This is a genomic window from Acidovorax sp. LjRoot66, from assembly GCF_964253305.1.
Classification (GTDB): domain Bacteria; phylum Pseudomonadota; class Gammaproteobacteria; order Burkholderiales; family Burkholderiaceae_C; genus Acidovorax.
This window is the reverse complement of record NZ_CAXUQU020000001.1, coordinates 2754407-2769171: the sequence shown is the minus strand read 5'-3', so window position 1 is coordinate 2769171 and position 14765 is coordinate 2754407. Positions and strand designations below refer to the sequence as shown.

At 64.0% G+C, this 14765-nt stretch carries 13 protein-coding genes; 6 read left to right on the top strand and 7 right to left on the bottom strand.

Annotated features, from left to right (window positions below; all coding sequences use genetic code 11):
• Nucleotides 1-15: 15 nt before the first annotated feature.
• On the bottom strand, nt 16-687 hold the full coding sequence (locus ACSQ3Y_RS12785; protein ID WP_057204774.1) for a hypothetical protein: 672 nt from the start codon (nt 685-687) through the stop codon (nt 16-18).
• A 123-nt stretch (nt 688-810) separates the two neighbouring features.
• On the opposite strand from ACSQ3Y_RS12785, the gene ACSQ3Y_RS12780 reads away from it, so the two are divergent.
• Nucleotides 811-1890, top strand: coding sequence for a hypothetical protein (locus ACSQ3Y_RS12780; protein WP_428001599.1), 1080 nt, complete (start codon nt 811-813; stop codon nt 1888-1890).
• A 100-nt stretch (nt 1891-1990) separates the two neighbouring features.
• Here ACSQ3Y_RS12780 and ACSQ3Y_RS12775 read toward each other — a convergent pair whose 3' ends face one another.
• Nucleotides 1991-2773: a hypothetical protein gene (locus tag ACSQ3Y_RS12775; RefSeq protein WP_436177508.1), complete on the bottom strand. Its 783-nt coding sequence runs from the start codon at nt 2771-2773 to the stop codon at nt 1991-1993.
• 126 nt (nt 2774-2899) lie between these two features.
• Here ACSQ3Y_RS12775 and ACSQ3Y_RS12770 point away from each other — a divergent pair, with 126 nt between their 5' ends.
• A complete protein-coding gene (locus ACSQ3Y_RS12770) occupies nt 2900-3700 on the top strand; it encodes an ornithine carbamoyltransferase (protein ID WP_305744724.1) in 801 nt (266 codons plus the stop codon).
• A 10-nt stretch (nt 3701-3710) separates the two neighbouring features.
• Here the strand turns inward: ACSQ3Y_RS12770 and ACSQ3Y_RS12765 are convergent, their stop codons facing one another.
• On the bottom strand, nt 3711-4826 hold the full coding sequence (locus ACSQ3Y_RS12765; RefSeq protein WP_436177507.1) for a serine hydrolase domain-containing protein: 1116 nt from the start codon (nt 4824-4826) through the stop codon (nt 3711-3713).
• A 190-nt stretch (nt 4827-5016) separates the two neighbouring features.
• Here ACSQ3Y_RS12765 and ACSQ3Y_RS12760 point away from each other — a divergent pair, with 190 nt between their 5' ends.
• The 3 genes from ACSQ3Y_RS12760 to ACSQ3Y_RS12750 all read left to right on the top strand — a co-directional run bounded on the left by ACSQ3Y_RS12760 (nt 5017) and on the right by ACSQ3Y_RS12750 (nt 9146).
• Nucleotides 5017-7401: a DNA polymerase II gene (locus tag ACSQ3Y_RS12760; protein WP_436177506.1), complete on the top strand. Its 2385-nt coding sequence runs from the start codon at nt 5017-5019 to the stop codon at nt 7399-7401.
• Nucleotides 7402-8240: 839 nt separating this feature from the next.
• Nucleotides 8241-8699, top strand: coding sequence for a hypothetical protein (locus ACSQ3Y_RS12755; protein ID WP_436177505.1), 459 nt, complete (start codon nt 8241-8243; stop codon nt 8697-8699).
• A gap of 177 nt (nt 8700-8876) precedes the next feature.
• On the top strand, nt 8877-9146 hold the full coding sequence (locus ACSQ3Y_RS12750; RefSeq protein WP_436177504.1) for an immunity protein TriTu family protein: 270 nt from the start codon (nt 8877-8879) through the stop codon (nt 9144-9146).
• 26 nt (nt 9147-9172) lie between these two features.
• Here ACSQ3Y_RS12750 and ACSQ3Y_RS12745 read toward each other — a convergent pair whose 3' ends face one another.
• Nucleotides 9173-9616, bottom strand: a complete 444-nt coding sequence (locus ACSQ3Y_RS12745; protein ID WP_436177503.1) for a hypothetical protein — start codon at nt 9614-9616, stop codon at nt 9173-9175.
• A 119-nt stretch (nt 9617-9735) separates the two neighbouring features.
• On the opposite strand from ACSQ3Y_RS12745, the gene ACSQ3Y_RS12740 reads away from it, so the two are divergent.
• Complete coding sequence (locus tag ACSQ3Y_RS12740) at nt 9736-10326, top strand: hypothetical protein (protein WP_436177502.1); 591 nt, start codon at nt 9736-9738, stop codon at nt 10324-10326.
• Between the two features lie 292 nt (nt 10327-10618).
• Here ACSQ3Y_RS12740 and ACSQ3Y_RS12735 read toward each other — a convergent pair whose 3' ends face one another.
• The 3 genes from ACSQ3Y_RS12735 to ACSQ3Y_RS12725 all read right to left on the bottom strand — a co-directional run bounded on the left by ACSQ3Y_RS12735 (nt 10619) and on the right by ACSQ3Y_RS12725 (nt 14738).
• Entirely contained in the window at nt 10619-11077 is a 459-nt protein-coding gene (locus ACSQ3Y_RS12735) for an SMI1/KNR4 family protein (RefSeq protein ID WP_436177501.1), read from the bottom strand.
• A 400-nt stretch (nt 11078-11477) separates the two neighbouring features.
• Entirely contained in the window at nt 11478-12980 is a 1503-nt protein-coding gene (locus ACSQ3Y_RS12730) for a carotenoid oxygenase family protein (protein ID WP_436177500.1), read from the bottom strand.
• A gap of 117 nt (nt 12981-13097) precedes the next feature.
• Nucleotides 13098-14738, bottom strand: a complete 1641-nt coding sequence (locus ACSQ3Y_RS12725) for a serine hydrolase domain-containing protein (RefSeq protein WP_436177499.1) — start codon at nt 14736-14738, stop codon at nt 13098-13100.
• Nucleotides 14739-14765: the final 27 nt, after the last annotated feature.

The window sequence follows — 14765 nt, the reverse complement described above, 5'->3', positions numbered from 1 at the left end:
CCTGCAGCCAGGCGGTCAAAAAATCGCAACCAACACTGCAGCGACGAGCACCCAGGCGCATGCCCACACCAACAGCCCAAGACCCATTCCCAGCGCAGCCAGGCGCCCAACGCCCAACTTGGCCCTGAACCACGCGGCCTGAATGCCTACCATCCATACGAATGCCATCGCGCACGCAACCCCTCCCGCCATGCCAAAGCCCCGCCCAGGCATTTGCGTCGCGATGAGGCCCAGCGAAACGACCAGCGCGAACGGCGATGTCAGGTAACACTGTGCGAAGAAGGGCGGCCGCAACGTCGTGCGGGATGCTGCCTGCCTTCGCCTTCGCAACAGCAGCACCGCGGCCGTCAGCGGGACAAGGCTGAAAAGCAGGCTGCGAAAAAGAAGCAGGTTCTGCGGCGAGTCCAGGAGTTCCTTGGCCAGAGGCGGAGCGTCCGACGCCTGTGCAACGTGCAAAGCCATCGCCACCCCGTTGGTAAGCAGCAGTGTGATCAACAGCAGCAAGGGCGGGCTCACCGCGTCATCGTAGGCCAGGGGCTTGTCCGAGGCCTCTTCCTGCTCGGCGTACTCCATGGCCTGCAGGGGCTTGAAGACAATCCGCAGCAGCGTTCGGGGGTAGAAGAACAGCAGCGCGATCGCCTCGAAGACAAACTCCTCCAGGCTGCGCATCAACTTCATCAGATCCATAAACTCCTCCGAAAGCGCGCCACGCGCGCCGTGGATCAACACATGGGGGCATCCGACTGGACAGTTTGTCCAGCGATCCAGCGCGAACCCTGCCTAAGATCCGCAGCACACCAGCCATGTTGCATGATCAAAAAAACAAGGGAGAACGACTTGGGATATTTTGACGGCTTTGATGCGAGCCACTGGAAAACGACCGACAAGGCGTGGATGGCAGAACGCACTCTCCAATGGCAGGAGATAGAGCCGCTGCTGTACCTGCTGGACAAGAACAAGAAGGCCAGGGCCATCATCAAGAGGTACTTTCTCAAGGGCACGCTGCCTGAATGGGAGAAGCTGCACGACTGGAACCGGAGTTCCACGACACGGCATCTGGACCTGATGCTCTTTCTGTACCTGCACCCCTGCAAGGATGAAGCGGTGCTGCGCCCCTTGCGCGACATGTTCATGGACAACCCCCATGCGTTGCCAGCCGACCGGTTGATGGGTTTCACCGAACTGTGCTTGCACATAGGCCTCGTTCTGCCCGCTACGGGCGGCACCCACATGTTCCAGCAATCCGAACTGGAAAGGGAGATACCGCAATCGATGGTGCACCTTGCCCAGGCGCGGGAACCTTACGCGGACTGCAAGGTGATCGTTGCGCACACGGACGACAGCAACGAGCGCCTGTTCAATCTGATGTGGCCCGAGGACGCTACCCAGCGCCACGTGCGCTTGCCCGTGACACGCAACACCTATTCCTTCAAAGCGCCCCGCTACCCGGTGGATTTTGAGGAGTTTCCTCTGCTGCCCCTACCTCTCGATCTGGACCAATTGTGGACCATGAGCAAATGGCTGGCGTCGCCAAAAGCCCTGGCGCCCGGCGCCCGCGACATGCTGTTCCAGTACGAGCGGCCGCTGGAGGTCTGGTACCACTTCTGCGCACGGGAGGAAGTTTCTAGCAAAGCGGCATGGCGGGAACTGCTGCTGATCGCGGTGTACCGCATCTTCCATTTCGACCAGCAAGCGGAAGGCGAAGACAGCCCCCGCACGCGCTTCGTGGCGCGGATCAAGGCGATCTTCGAACAACGCGAATTCTCGCCATCGTTCCAGGCACTGCTGGCAGTCGTCAGGAACGGCGAAGCAGTGGTCGAAGACCCTTGGTCGAACGATGCGAAAGTGGTCTCGCCCGAACTCTATACCGGCATCCGCCACAGCAGCTGAGAAGCCAAGGGCTACAGACCAAAGGCGACAAGGCAGTGCTGTAGCACGGCAAGGCGGACCAACGAAGTTAGACGGTTGAAGACAAATCCGTAGGAGGGCTTCAATGCCCCCCGAACCGCCCCACCTGCGCGAGCCCGCCCGCCAGGCTCCACAGGGTGATGCACCACCCGTCGCAGCCCTCGCTGACCACCAGCCCTGGCAGTTGGGTGGCTTGGTCGATATCGGCAAAGCTGACGGGCTTGCCGGGTACCTCGCCAAGGTACGACACGCCACTGCCGTTTTTCGTGAACACATGGTGCCTGCGCGCATGGTAGAACGCGGCGCGATCCTCCACCACCCGCCCGGGCACGATGATGGCCACAGTTGGGCTGCCAGGCTGGCTCACCACCGATGCCGTGGCGAGCTTCAATTGCCGCTGCACCGCGCCAAACCGCTGGGTATCTGAGCCCAGCAGCGCCGCAATGGCCTCCACCTCCGGTGCAGAGATACGGCGCGTGGCCCACCGGGTGGCGCGCACAGGCGCCATGGAAAACAGCCCGAACTGCCGCGTATCCGACTTGGGCGATTCGCCCTGCACCGAGGCTTGGGCCGAATCCCATTGCTCCTGCCCCGAAGCGTTCTTGGGCACCTCCATCTTGCACTGGTACTTCACGCCGGTCTGGGTGGAAAAGACACCACCGCCCGCATGGCAGTGGCGCGCCAGCGCCCGGACATGGGCGGGATCGTCGAACTGCACCACCACCGATCCATCATCGGGCGACAGCCATGCGAAGAAAAGACCGGGGCGCGCGCTGTGGCTTTCCTTGGCCTCACCGGCAACCGATGGCGCGACGGCGGCCAGGCCAAGAATGAGCGCCGTGATTCCCCGCTGAAGCAACCGCATGCTGTTTTCCCCCGCAATGGATCTCGCAAAGCCAGCAGGATAAGCGCAACGCTGCGGCTATGGTTTACTTCTGCGATGCTGGCACATCGGCACCGGCCGATTCCCCCGTTTTGCAACCCACTTTGCATGAACCTCATCACCCTCTCCGAGCTCACCCCCGACAGCGTCGATGCGATCTGGCGCCTGGCCAGGCAGCCCGACAAGGCGCTGCGGGGCCATGTCGCCTGGTCCTTCGAAGGCAACGGCATCCGCACGCGCACGACCTTCGTCCAGGCGTTTCGCGACCTGGGCCTGGCATTCACCGAGCTGCCCAACCTGCTCAAGACCGCAGAGCGCGCTTGCGACCTGGCGGGCTACCTCGACCCGTTCTATGACCTGTATGTGGTGCGCGAATCCAACCACCAGCGGCTGACCGAGTTCGCTGCGGCGTCGTGCAGGCCCGTCATCAACGCCATGTCGGGCGCGGGGCACCCGTGCGAGGTGTTGGCCGATGCGAACTACATCGACAGTGCGCTCATGCCGATCAGGGACGCGCGCATCTGCCTGTGGGGCCCGACCACCAACGTGCTGCGGTCCTGGCACCAACTGGCTCAGGTGCTGGGGCTGCCGCAGCTGCACCACGTGTGCGACGCGCGCCTGCACGACGAAACGCTGCCGGGCGTGCGCTTTGCATCGGAGCCCCCTGGCCCTATGGACATCGTCATCACCGATGGTTGGCCGAGCGACGCCGACGCGCCAGGCAGGCCTCTCACGCTGGCCGACCTGGAAAGCATGGGCCACCCCGTGCTGCTGCCGACGCCGCCGTTTTCCATCGGGCGCGAGCTGGCGTTCGACCCCCTGCTCTACCCGCGCTTTGCAGGCTACGGGCAAAAGCAGTTGCTGCTGCCGGTGCAGAAAGCGATCATCCGGCACCTGCTCGGCGCCTGAGGGCCGCTGCCTACTTCCCCGGAGCGGCGGCGAGGACGCGCGCCGCGAGCTCTGCGAACTGCCCCACATCCACCGCATTGCGCTTGAACCAGAGCCGGCTGTTGTCGACCCGGTGCACGAGCACGATGTCGCGCGCCCGGTCGATCAGCATGAACTGGCCGCCGCTCCCGTCCGCCAGCACCAGCTGGTTGCCGGGAAGGCGCCACGACGGAAATGCCACGAACGGCAGCCACCACATGTAGCCATAGCCGCTACCGCCCGAGACGGCGCTGTACGAGGTCGTGCTCTCGCGCAGCCAGGCGGACGGCACCATCTGGCGCCCTTGCCACTGGCCATCGCGGCCCACCAGCAGGCCGATGCGCGCCAGGTCGCGCGCAGACAGGAACATCAGGTAGGCGGGGTGCTCCGAGCTGCGCTCGTACTCGAACTTCGTGTCCTGCGGGTAGCGGAAATCCTCAAACTGCAAAGGTTCCGCCAGCTCGGTCTTGAGTGCCTCGAAAACATCCTTGCCGGTGCGGCGCTGGAAGATGGTGGCCAGCGTGTTGAAGTCCCAGTTGTTGTAGTACCAGAAGGTGCCGGGGGCATGGCTGCCGCGCTCCGGCCGCCTCTTCTTCGCCGCAGGCGTCTCGTAGGCCGCCTCGTGGTAGACCCCGGAGCGCGACTGCAGCAGTTGCCGCACGGTGGCGGTCTGCTCCACGTTGGACAGCCCGCCCTTGTCCGTGATACCCAGGGACGCCAGGCTCTGGTCCAGGTCGATCGCGCCCGAGCTGACGTGCATGCCGTACAGGACACTGAGCACGCTCTTGCGCACCGACGCGAGGTTCATCGGCCGGCGGATGTCGCCATAGGCATGCACCAGCACGCCGCGATGCACCACGAGATAGGCATCCGAGCGCAGCGAGTCGGCATAGCTGTCGGCCAGTTGGAGCTTGTCTGCCGACCACCCGCTCGGCTGCCCGCTGGTGGCCGGGGTGCTCCAGGCCGCCCCAGGGAAGGTGCCCTGTGCGCCGGCCGGCTGCGATGCCACCGCCGCGGCCGCAACCGGGGTGTCGGCAAGAACGGGTGCCCCGCCCATGGCGATGGCGGCCAGGGCAGCGATGGCAGTGGTGCGCAGTCTGTTCAGCATGGCAATGGCTCGGTTGCCGCCCCTCGCCGCCCCAGGGTCCAGTGCGGCAGAAGTTCGGTGGGTATCGGGCCATTCTGCCGCAGCCGCCGGCATGGGTATCGTGCCGTCGAACATGGCCCACCTTCGGCGAGAATCGGTGTCCCCTTTGCCCGCCCTCCCCCTCCCGCTCTCTTATTGCCTCCAAGACCCCGTGGCGTCCATCCAAATCAAGGGATTCATCCTCACGCGCAACTGGCGGAACACACCGGCGGGCACCGAAATCGAATACTGGCTGGCGACGGACACCGGGCCGCTGAAGGTGCTGCTGACCGGCCAGACCTCGGTGGCCTTTGTCGAGGCGCGGCACAAGGGCACGGTGGACGCCCAGCTCATGGCCCTGCCGGATGTCGAGCTGCGGGCGCTCGACCTCAAGAGCTTTCAGCAGGAGCCCGTGATCGGGGTCTATGCCAAGCACTTTCGCCAGTTGGGGCGCCTGGCAAGGTCGCTGCAGCAGCTGGGCATCTCCCTGCTCGAAGCCGATGTGCGCCCGCATGAGCGCTACCTGATGGAGCGCTTCATCACCGCCGGCGTGCTGGTGGAGGGCGGGCGCAGCGAGAACGGCGCCCGCGTTGACTGCAGGCTGGCGCCTGCGCCCGACTACCGGCCGGCGCTGAAGGTCGTGTCGCTGGACATCGAGACCAGCCAGCACCAGGCGCTGTACTCCATTGCGCTCGACGGCATGGCCGAGCGCGTGGTGTACATGCTCGGCGAGCCCCCGAATGAGCGTCCTTCCGAGCCTGCGGAGCCCGCAGCCTTTGCGCTTGTCTACTGCCCCACCCGCAAGGCCATGATCGACCACCTCAACGACTGGGTGGCCCGCAACGACCCGGACGTGCTCATCGGCTGGAACGTGATCCAGTTCGACCTGCGCGTGCTGCAAAAGACGGCCGACGACTGCGCCACGCCGCTGCTGCTGGGCCGCGAGCGCCGGCCCATTGCCTGGCGCACGCACCCGGGCAAGCAGGGCTACCTCTTCGCGCCCATGCCCGGCCGCGTGGTCATCGACGGCATCGAGGCGCTGCGCGCTGCGGTGTGGAGCTTTTCTTCGTTCAGCCTCGAGAACGTCTCGCAGCAACTGCTGGGCGAGGGCAAGGAGATCGGCGACGAGTACGACAAGATGGCCGAGATCGAGCGGCGCTACCAGCACGACAAGCCCGCGCTGGCCACTTACAACATCCGCGACTGCGAGCTGGTGCTGCGCATCTTCGAGAAAACGCGGCTGCTGCAGTTTGCGATGGAGCGCGCCCACACCACCGGCCTGCAGATGGACCACTTCGGTGGTTCCATCGCCGCGTTCAGCCACCACTACCTGCCGCGCATGCACCGCCTGGGCTACGTGGCGCCCAATGTGGGCGAGATAGAGGGCCAATCGTCGCCCGGCGGCTACGTGATGGATTCGAAGCCCGGCTTCTACGACTCTGTGGTGGTGCTGGACTACAAGAGCCTGTACCCCTCGATCATCCGCACCTTCCTGGTCGACCCGGTGGGCTACGTGGAAGGCATGCACGCCAGCGATGCGGCACCGCTCATCCAGGGCCCGCTGGGCACGCGCTTCTCGCGCGACAGGCACTGCCTGCCAGAGATCGTCACCACCCTCTGGCGCGCGCGCGACGAGGCCAAGCGCGCCAAGAACGAGCCCCTGTCGCAGGCGCTGAAGCTGGTGATGAATTCCTTCGCCGGCGTGCTGGGGGCGTCGGAATGTCGCTTCTTCAACCCGCAGGTGATTTCAGCGATCACCCTGCGCGGCCATGAGATGGTGAAGCTCACCCGCGAGTTCGTTGAGAAGCGCGGGTACCAGGCCATCTACGGCGATACCGACTCCATCTTCATCTGGCTCGGGCGCACCCACTCCAACGCCGAGGCGCATGCCGTGGCAGCGGACCTGGTCAAGGACATCAACGCCTGGTGGACACGCAGGCTGCGCGAAGAACAGAACCTCGACAACCACCTCGAAATCGAGTTCGACACGCACTACAAGAAGTTCTTCATGCCCACCATCCGCGGCTCGGACGTAGGCAGCAAGAAGCGCTACGCCGGCCTGAGCGTGGACACCCAGGGCAAGGAGGAGATGGTCTACCGCGGCCTGGAGACGGCCCGCAGCGACTGGACGCCCCTGGCCCGGCAGTTCCAGGAAGGCCTGCTCTCGCGCGTCTTCCAGGGCGCGCCCTACCGCGAGTTCGTGACCGACTACGCGCAGGCCACTCTGGCCGGCGAGAAGGACGAGCTGCTCGTCTACCGCAAGCGCCTGCGCCACCGCCTGGATGCCTACGTGGCCAACGTGCCCCCGCAGGTGCGCGCGGCGCGCATGGCCGACGAGTACAACACCCGCATGGGCCGCCCCCAGCAGTACCAGAGCGGCGGCTGGATCCGCTACGTCATGACCCGCAACGGGCCGGAACCACTGGAAGCGCGCCATTCGCCTATCGACTACGGGCACTACCTGAGCAAGCAACTGCAGCCGATTGCCGACGCCATTTTGCAGCCGCTGGGCGAGAGTTTTTCCACGTTGACATCGGCCCAGCAGGACCTTTTCTAGAGGTTCCAACCGGTAGCCACTGGCGCCAGTTGCGAACGCCTCTCCTCATTTGCGCATTTCGGTCACTGCTGGACAGTCGGGGCGAATTCGATTGGTCGGCGTGAACTGGACACGCAGATCAGCCCTCGTGGACATTCTCAAGTCGCGGACGACGAGCATCTGTTTGGTCAGCTTCGCTGAGTCGCCTTCTTGGGTGATGCACGGCACGGGTGCGAACAGCTAGACTTCCGCTATCGGCCGAGGCTGTGTGAAAACGCGCCATACGCCCTGGTGTTGCTGGCCTTCTCAGAAATCGACCGCTCAGAACGGCCTACAACGCACGATATCGATGCGAGCAAGGGTTGAAGTACCCCTGCAAAAGTCGTCTATCGACGTTTTCACACAGCCTCGGCCAAGAGCGGACGTTGCTGACGTAGCGCTTCAACGTTCAAGTGCCCATGTGACTTCACCCGAGCGGCATACCCATGCGCATTCAGCGCCGGCAAGCCGGACCGAGTGCGGGCCGGCTGCCAACTTCTTGGCGAGATGTTTCAAACACGATTTGAGCTTGGTACGAAGGGTTTGCCGCCATGAGAAAGACAATTCTCTCTTTGCTGACAGTTCTCGCCGCTGGCACGGGCCACGCGCAGAGCTTCGGCCAGGCAATGGCTGACGACTTCAGGTCAGTAGACGATTTCCGCATAAGCGCCACCTGTGAATCGGTCAAATAGTTGCTTGAGAAGCGCAATGCACCGACATTGCCGGGAACGAGGGACATGTGCGGGGGACAGGGGTACAGGACGGTCAGAATCTATGACCTCCGAGATGCCACTCGAGTGGTGTATCTAACGCCCGACAACATGGTGTGGAAAATCGGTCACCATGCGCACCCGACACCAAATGGTGGTGGTAGAAGTGCGCAATCATTGCGGCATCTACTCGAGAAATATGGGCGCCCCGTCCTTGAAGACGGACTATCTGTAGATGAAACCGTTCTCAACCAATGGAGGCCATCAACGTTCGATAACCTGGACTTCAGGCTTGCGTGGGCATCGTCCCACTTGAATCCAGGACTCACTGAAAATACGGTGGTTGAACTGGGTTGCGCAGCGCTTCGACAGGGGCGTGCTGAGTGCTTGAGCCAGCAAATATCATCGAGCAATGACAACTGGCACAAGCATTTAAGCAAGCTTGAAGGCGTGATTGTGGTCGCAAAATTCCATCCGACGGCGCATGGAATGGGAAGCCATAGCGTCGAGTCTTACCTGGGAAATCATCTGGAATCGGCCCGGGCCGCCAGTCCTGCAGGCACGAAGTGAGGTCGTCATGCTCGACCAGTCGGTGATTGGGATGCAAGCCCGTTGAGTAGCGCGAATAGGTGCTTGCGTTGAACGTCAGCTCTCACTTTCAGCTTGACGGTAAGACCGCTTCGGGCCCGCTGCAGCCGCTGCTACCATGACGGCAACCGACCAGAAGTCGACATTGGAGACGGTGAAGTGTTGTTGCAATTTCTCGCTTGGGCGAAATCAATTCCGAACGCACAGGTCACGACGGCCGCGCCTTCAGACAATCTTTCAGCCCGCATTGATGTGGACTCACCTAGCGCTAGCGGCCGCGTTACTTGCTGGGAGAATGGCGACTATCACGCTGAAGTCTTAGATGCCGAATCCGGCCGCCCAATCTACGCGCATAACGGAACGCTGAACTCCGCCAATCAGATGCATGTGCAATTTCTTCCGTTCATGCAGGCAATGGGACTTTATTGAACGGCAGCTCAGGGCCCAAAGCAGCCCTACAGAGCGCCGCGAAGCAGCCGTTCACTACGCATCGCCTTTGCATAAAAGGCGTCTCGTGCCGTGGCAAGAGGATCCAAGACCGCAAGCAGTTCATTCGCAAGGCGCCGGGGCAGTTCCCATGATGGCTGGCGCATATCAGCAAGCGACGCGGCCGCTGATGGACCGCCACTCCTCGCTTCCAGCGGAACCAACCTTATGCTGTCCTGAAGTCTCTCGACCGCCAATTTCTGCTCTCTCGTCACTATGCCCAGTGGGTCATCAAACAGCTGAGTCGGCATAAGCAAGAAGTAGAAAAGCTCACCCGCCACCAAGTAGTTTTCTTGGTCTGTGCAACAGTCTTCTGGACTCATCGCAAGTGAACGAGCGTGCCCCACGTACCAATCGAAATCGCTGTAAAACGATTCCAGGGTGGTTGATTCTTCTGGTGAAAAAGTTGTCATGGCGTCTCGTCGAAGGGCTGCTTCTGGCCGATGGCCGCCATCGTATCAGCGGCTGCCACGGGCCCCTTGCGGCCACCGCTTCAGGACGAGCGCGTCTTGCCGATAACCAGAAGGTTACGATGAAAAGCCTCCTCGCTCTGCTACTGGTCAGCGCCTGCTTCCAGGCGCAGTCCGCCAACCTGCCTCCCTGCGACAAGGCGGTGCGTTTCAGTGCGGCTTGGTTCGCCGACCCGGAAGTGGACAACGCCAAACCGGCCGCCGAACTGACGAAGATCGGCGCGGGTGCCGGCCGCAGCGGTACGCAACTCGGCCACGTCATTGTCGAGACCAAGCTGGCGGTGATGCCGCAGACCGGTTGCCAGGGCGTTGTCGTGCGGCTGGATTACATCAAACCGGTGCTGCGCGTGGCCAGCGAGATCCCGCCGGGCAGCTGTGCCTATGCGCATGTGATGAAACACGAGCAGACGCATGTGCGCATTCACCGCGACATCGCGCGCCAGTTCCGCGAGCTGGACTATCCCTGGGCCTCGGGCGGCAACAGCGCGGGCATCCTGGTCTACGCGAAACAGGAACTCGACCGCCTGATGCAAGCCCAGGTGATGTTCGACAACCCCGAGGAATACGCCAGCAACTTCAGCGCGTGCGGTGGTGAGATTGCGCGGCTGGTGAAGCCCGCGGCGTCTACCAGGTCGGGGCAGGCACCGGGTTGAGGCAACCGCCTTCCGCGAAGGCTGATTGGTCGCGCATTGGGCTGGACCAGACTGATGCCGGCGGTCAGGCTTGCTGCCGCCGAGACCGGAGTGAGCCACCGCGCCGACATTCGACTGCGCCACTTGTTCCGCCCCCGCACCCAACAGGCGTGTGGGTAAAGAGCCACTCGCGTGGCTCACGGAGTCGTCGGCACATGAGTCAAAAGTGGCTTACTTCTACATCGGCGCCAACACTCTGGCCGATGGCAGCCATCGTACACGCGGCAGCCACGGGCCCGAAGCGGACGGTTATTCACTCCCAGTTATACGCCTTCAACTCAAGTCCGTTTGTCCACCCTTCAAGATCGAAACGGCGACGTTCAAGCTCCTCTAAAAAATCACCAAGTGAAGTAGCTATTAGAGCGTACTCAGGCGAGCAGCGCGATACAAAGAAGATCTGCTTGTCAGATGTTGAACAAGCATAGTGATTACCGCCGTCATCCTGAGCAAAGATGACATGCCCAGCCAACTCTCCACGATCAATAACGTGTATCCACTCTGCGCGGAAGCTCAGTACTTCGGCGATATCGCCGTAGCCGGTCGCGGTCAGGAACGCCTCGACGCTCTCGGGAACTGGCATTTCCCCGCCGGTACCTGCGCTTGGTCGGTGGTACGGCCCAAACGGTTTAAACAACGGATGCGTTCGCCACCACGTCTTTCGCTTGCCGGTCATCAAACGAGCGATAAAGTCATTGATCTGCGTTTCAGCCATGTCCCTCCAATGTCCGCTTGTGGCCGAGGCTGTGTGAAAACGCGCGTTGCGCCCTTGACCTGCCAGTCGACTCAGAAATCGACCGCTCAGATCGGCCTAAAACGCACGATCTCGATGCGAGCAAGGGTTGAAGTACCCCTGCAAAAGTCGTCTATCGACGTTTTCACACAGCCTCGGCCGATAGCGGAAATCTAGCCCAGCGCTTCAACATGCGCCCGACAACGATGTTTGCTCAGCCGCCGACCAATGTCCGGTGTGCGTGTTGTCGAATTCGATGCCAACAGTGCCGAACCGATGTCCAAGATCGCCGCACGACGCACTATTGGCAGACCGCCAGCCAGCCCACCCAGGGCAGCGGCAGTGCAGTCGACCCACAGCAACTGGTTCTTCACCGCCCAACTCACCCCGGCATCCAGGCAGGTTTGAACGCCGCATGGAACCCGAACGGCACCACCTGCGGCAAATGCAGCGTGGCCAGGCACTGCATGCTGGCCGGGTCGATCACGCCGATCACGGTGCCCTCGTCGCCTTCGGCCAACGTGGGCACGAGCAGCACGCCATCGTCCTCGGCGGTGGAGCCGGGGCGCTCCACGAACAGGGGCTCCAGCTGCACGGCATGCTCGCGCTGCCAGGTGCCGGCGATGCAGCCGCCGTCCAGGTCGAGCTTCACCGTGCGGTCGAACATGGGGGCCTTGCCATCGGGGTCGAATCCGGCAAACCAAGCATGGCGCGATTGCTGGCGCCCCCAGTAGGCGCCGTGCACGGCGGGCAGCTCCACGCTGGCGCCTTCGACCAGCGGCCGGGGCTGCGCATCGCTGCGGCCGGGCTCCAGCCGGTAGCGCTGCACGCGGTGCTGCACGCCCACCGGCTGGCCGGCGCGCAGCCGGTCCAGGCGCAGCGCGTTGAAGATCTCGGGGCCATCGGTGGTGCACAGGTCCAGCACCAGGGTGGCGGGCGTGCGCCCGTCCTGGCTGGGCTCGTCCCAGGCCTGCACGGCGTGGAAACTGGCCATGGCCGGCACCGCCCAGCTGCGCACGCTGCCATCGGTGAGCGAGACGGCGTCGATGCGTGACCCTGCAGCCGCATTCCACTTGAAGTTGTCGATGAAGCCCTTGCCCGCCAGCGCCAGCTTGATGGCATTGACCCGCATGGCCGGCTGCCACACCAGGGCGTGCGTGGGTGTCATGGCAAAGGCGTGCAGGTAGCCCGCCTGCCGCACCGACCAGCGCCCCACCACCTCGCGCCGCCGGCTGCCCGCCACGATCTTGAACAGCTTGTAGGTGCACTTGGGGCCCATCTCCACGCCCACGTTCCAGTAGGTGCCCTGCGCGTCCGTGATGCCATGGGCCGACATCACATGGATCACCTCGTCATCGTCGTACACGATGCGCCCCGTGGTGGCCAGCGTGTCGGGGTCGAAGCTGGTGAGCAGCGGCGTCTCGGTCTGCGCCACCCACTGCGAGCCAATGCGCGCCATCACCACCACCCCGTTGTCCGTCACGATCGGGTGGCGCAGGTTGAGCAGACGCGAGAACAGGCCCGCCGGGTCGGCCGTGCCAAAGGCACTGCGCGCCGGCTTGCGCGCCGCCAGGCTCTCGCGCAGGTCATCGGTCTGCAGGTAGCGGCTGCGGTAGGTGGCGCTGGCACCGCCCACGTTGCCGGGCGCCAGCCGCACCCGGTGCAGCATGGCCAAGCCATCGAACCAGTGCTCGTAGCTGCCATGGGGCAAGTCCCACAGCGCCGGGCCATTGAGCAGCAGGCTGCCGCCGATGAGCCATGGGGGGATCTGGCCGCGGATTTCGACCTGGGTGTCGGGGAGTTCGCGGGCGGTGGATTGGAGGCCGCGCAGGCGAGTGGCCAGGGCTGTGGGAGCGGAGGTGACAGGCTTGGTTGCGAGGCTCATGGGAGTAGGCATAAAGGACTGAACACAACTTGCGGTGCACGCATGGCTCCATCATGGCCCATGCCAGTGAATAGGCGCAGCATTGATTGACCCACAGTAGCTGGGTTGTGAGATAGGCTACTCCGCCACCCGCCCCCGCACCTGCCCCCTGAACCCCCAGTTGTTCTCCAACCCCACATTCACCGCCTTCCCGCCGTCCTCGAACTTCAGCGTGACCACGGTGACCTCCCCATCCGCCACCGAGCGCGAGATGAGCTGGAACGATTGCGCATCGAGCCAGTGGCCCTTGATGGCGATGAGCGCTGGCCCCTGTGGGGCGGTGCGGTACTTGCCGTCCAGGCCCAGCGGGCCGGCCACCGGCTCGCGCGGCAGTTCGGGGCGGCTGCTGTCGAAGGTGACTTCGTAGCGCGGGTTGGCGGGCGTGAGGTCCAGCACCAGGCGCTGGATGCCCATGCCGTTGCGCTCCAGCAGCCAGGGCTTGCGCGAGATGGTGGCGGCCAGCTCGGGCGTGGTGATGGGGGTGGCGCTGGGCTTTTCGACCCCGGCGTCGCGGATGCGTGCGGCCAGTTGGTCCTGCGCGGTGGCGTCGGCGGGCAGGGGCTCGCGCGAGCGCACGGCGGCGGTGATGTGGTCGATGAACAGGGGCAAAGGGTAGTGGCGCCGTCCAGTGACGGCCACGACCACGTCGATATCGGGCAGCACCACGATGAGCTGGCGGTTGAAGCCGGCGGTGAAGTAGGCGCGTTTGGACGGGATGCTCCACCAGCCGTTGGCGTATTTGAAGGCGGGCGCCGCGCTGCCAAAACCCATGTCCACCACGGGATTGAAGACCTGCTCCACCCAGGCGGCGGGCAGCAGCTGGCGGCCATTCCACTGGCCCTTGCGCAGGTAGAGGTACCCGATGCGCGCCATGTCGCGCGGGTGCAGGTACAGGCCCCAGCCGCCGACTTCCAGGCCCTGCGGGTCCTTGCGCCAGCGCACGTCGGTGATGCCCAGGGGGCCGAACAGGCGCTTTTGCGCGTAGGCCAGGGTGCTGCCGCCGGTCTTTTGCGCCACGATGGCCGAGAGCAGGTGGGTGTTGCCGCTGTTGTAGTTGAAGCCCGCGCCGGGCGCCTGGGCCATGGGCCGGTCAAGCACAAAGCCCTGCCAGTCGCGCGAGCGGCCCAGCTGCAGCATGGTCTCGGGCACGGCGTCGCTGAGCGGCTCGACCCAGCTTAAACCCGAGGTCATGTCGAGCAGGTGGCCCAGGGTCATGGCCTTCTTGGAGGCATCGGCGTTGGCGACCTTGCGGCCCTCAAAGAAGTCGAGCACGGGCGCATCGCGCGAGGCGATCAGCCCGTCCTGGATGGCCATTCCGGTGAGCGTGGCGACGACCCCCTTGGTGGTGGAATTGACGGCGTGCTTGAGCCCCTCGCGGTAGGGGGCGTAGAAGGCCTCGGCCACCAGGCTGCCGTGGCGGGTGACGAGCAGGCTGTCCATGCCCTGCGCGGCGCCGAAGTCGATGAGCTTGGCCAGCGCGGCGGAATCCATGCCCTGGGCCTCGGGCGTGCTCTCGGCCCAGTCGTCACCGGGCCAGAGGGTGGTGGCTGCGGTAGTCGTAGCCGATGCAGCGGATGATGCGGGCGCCGCTGCGTCCTGCGCAGCCACGGTGAAGGGCGCTGCGGCGCTGGCCAGCAGCACGGCAGTGGCCTGCCTGCGGTTGATCGCTGTGGCTGCTGCTGATTTACCCGTCGTCTTGTCATGCCTGTGCATTGCCATCGCCAGCCTCCCTCAGTGTTTGTTGTG

What these genes read in the sequence shown, in the direction of transcription:
- ACSQ3Y_RS12785 (WP_057204774.1), bottom strand. Translation starts at nt 687, where the DNA reads ATGGATCTGATGAAGTTGATGCGCAGCCTGGAGGAGTTTGTCTTCGAG.
- ACSQ3Y_RS12780 (WP_428001599.1), top strand. Translation starts at nt 811, where the DNA reads ATGATCAAAAAAACAAGGGAGAACGACTTGGGATATTTTGACGGCTTT.
- ACSQ3Y_RS12775 (WP_436177508.1), bottom strand. Translation starts at nt 2,773, where the DNA reads ATGCGGTTGCTTCAGCGGGGAATCACGGCGCTCATTCTTGGCCTGGCC.
- ACSQ3Y_RS12770 (WP_305744724.1), top strand. Translation starts at nt 2,900, where the DNA reads ATGAACCTCATCACCCTCTCCGAGCTCACCCCCGACAGCGTCGATGCG.
- ACSQ3Y_RS12765 (WP_436177507.1), bottom strand. Translation starts at nt 4,826, where the DNA reads ATGCTGAACAGACTGCGCACCACTGCCATCGCTGCCCTGGCCGCCATC.
- ACSQ3Y_RS12755 (WP_436177505.1), top strand. Translation starts at nt 8,241, where the DNA reads ATGGTGTGGAAAATCGGTCACCATGCGCACCCGACACCAAATGGTGGT.
- ACSQ3Y_RS12745 (WP_436177503.1), bottom strand. Translation starts at nt 9,616, where the DNA reads ATGACAACTTTTTCACCAGAAGAATCAACCACCCTGGAATCGTTTTAC.
- ACSQ3Y_RS12740 (WP_436177502.1), top strand. Translation starts at nt 9,736, where the DNA reads ATGAAAAGCCTCCTCGCTCTGCTACTGGTCAGCGCCTGCTTCCAGGCG.
- ACSQ3Y_RS12735 (WP_436177501.1), bottom strand. Translation starts at nt 11,077, where the DNA reads ATGGCTGAAACGCAGATCAATGACTTTATCGCTCGTTTGATGACCGGC.
- ACSQ3Y_RS12730 (WP_436177500.1), bottom strand. Translation starts at nt 12,980, where the DNA reads ATGAGCCTCGCAACCAAGCCTGTCACCTCCGCTCCCACAGCCCTGGCC.
- ACSQ3Y_RS12725 (WP_436177499.1), bottom strand. Translation starts at nt 14,738, where the DNA reads ATGGCAATGCACAGGCATGACAAGACGACGGGTAAATCAGCAGCAGCC.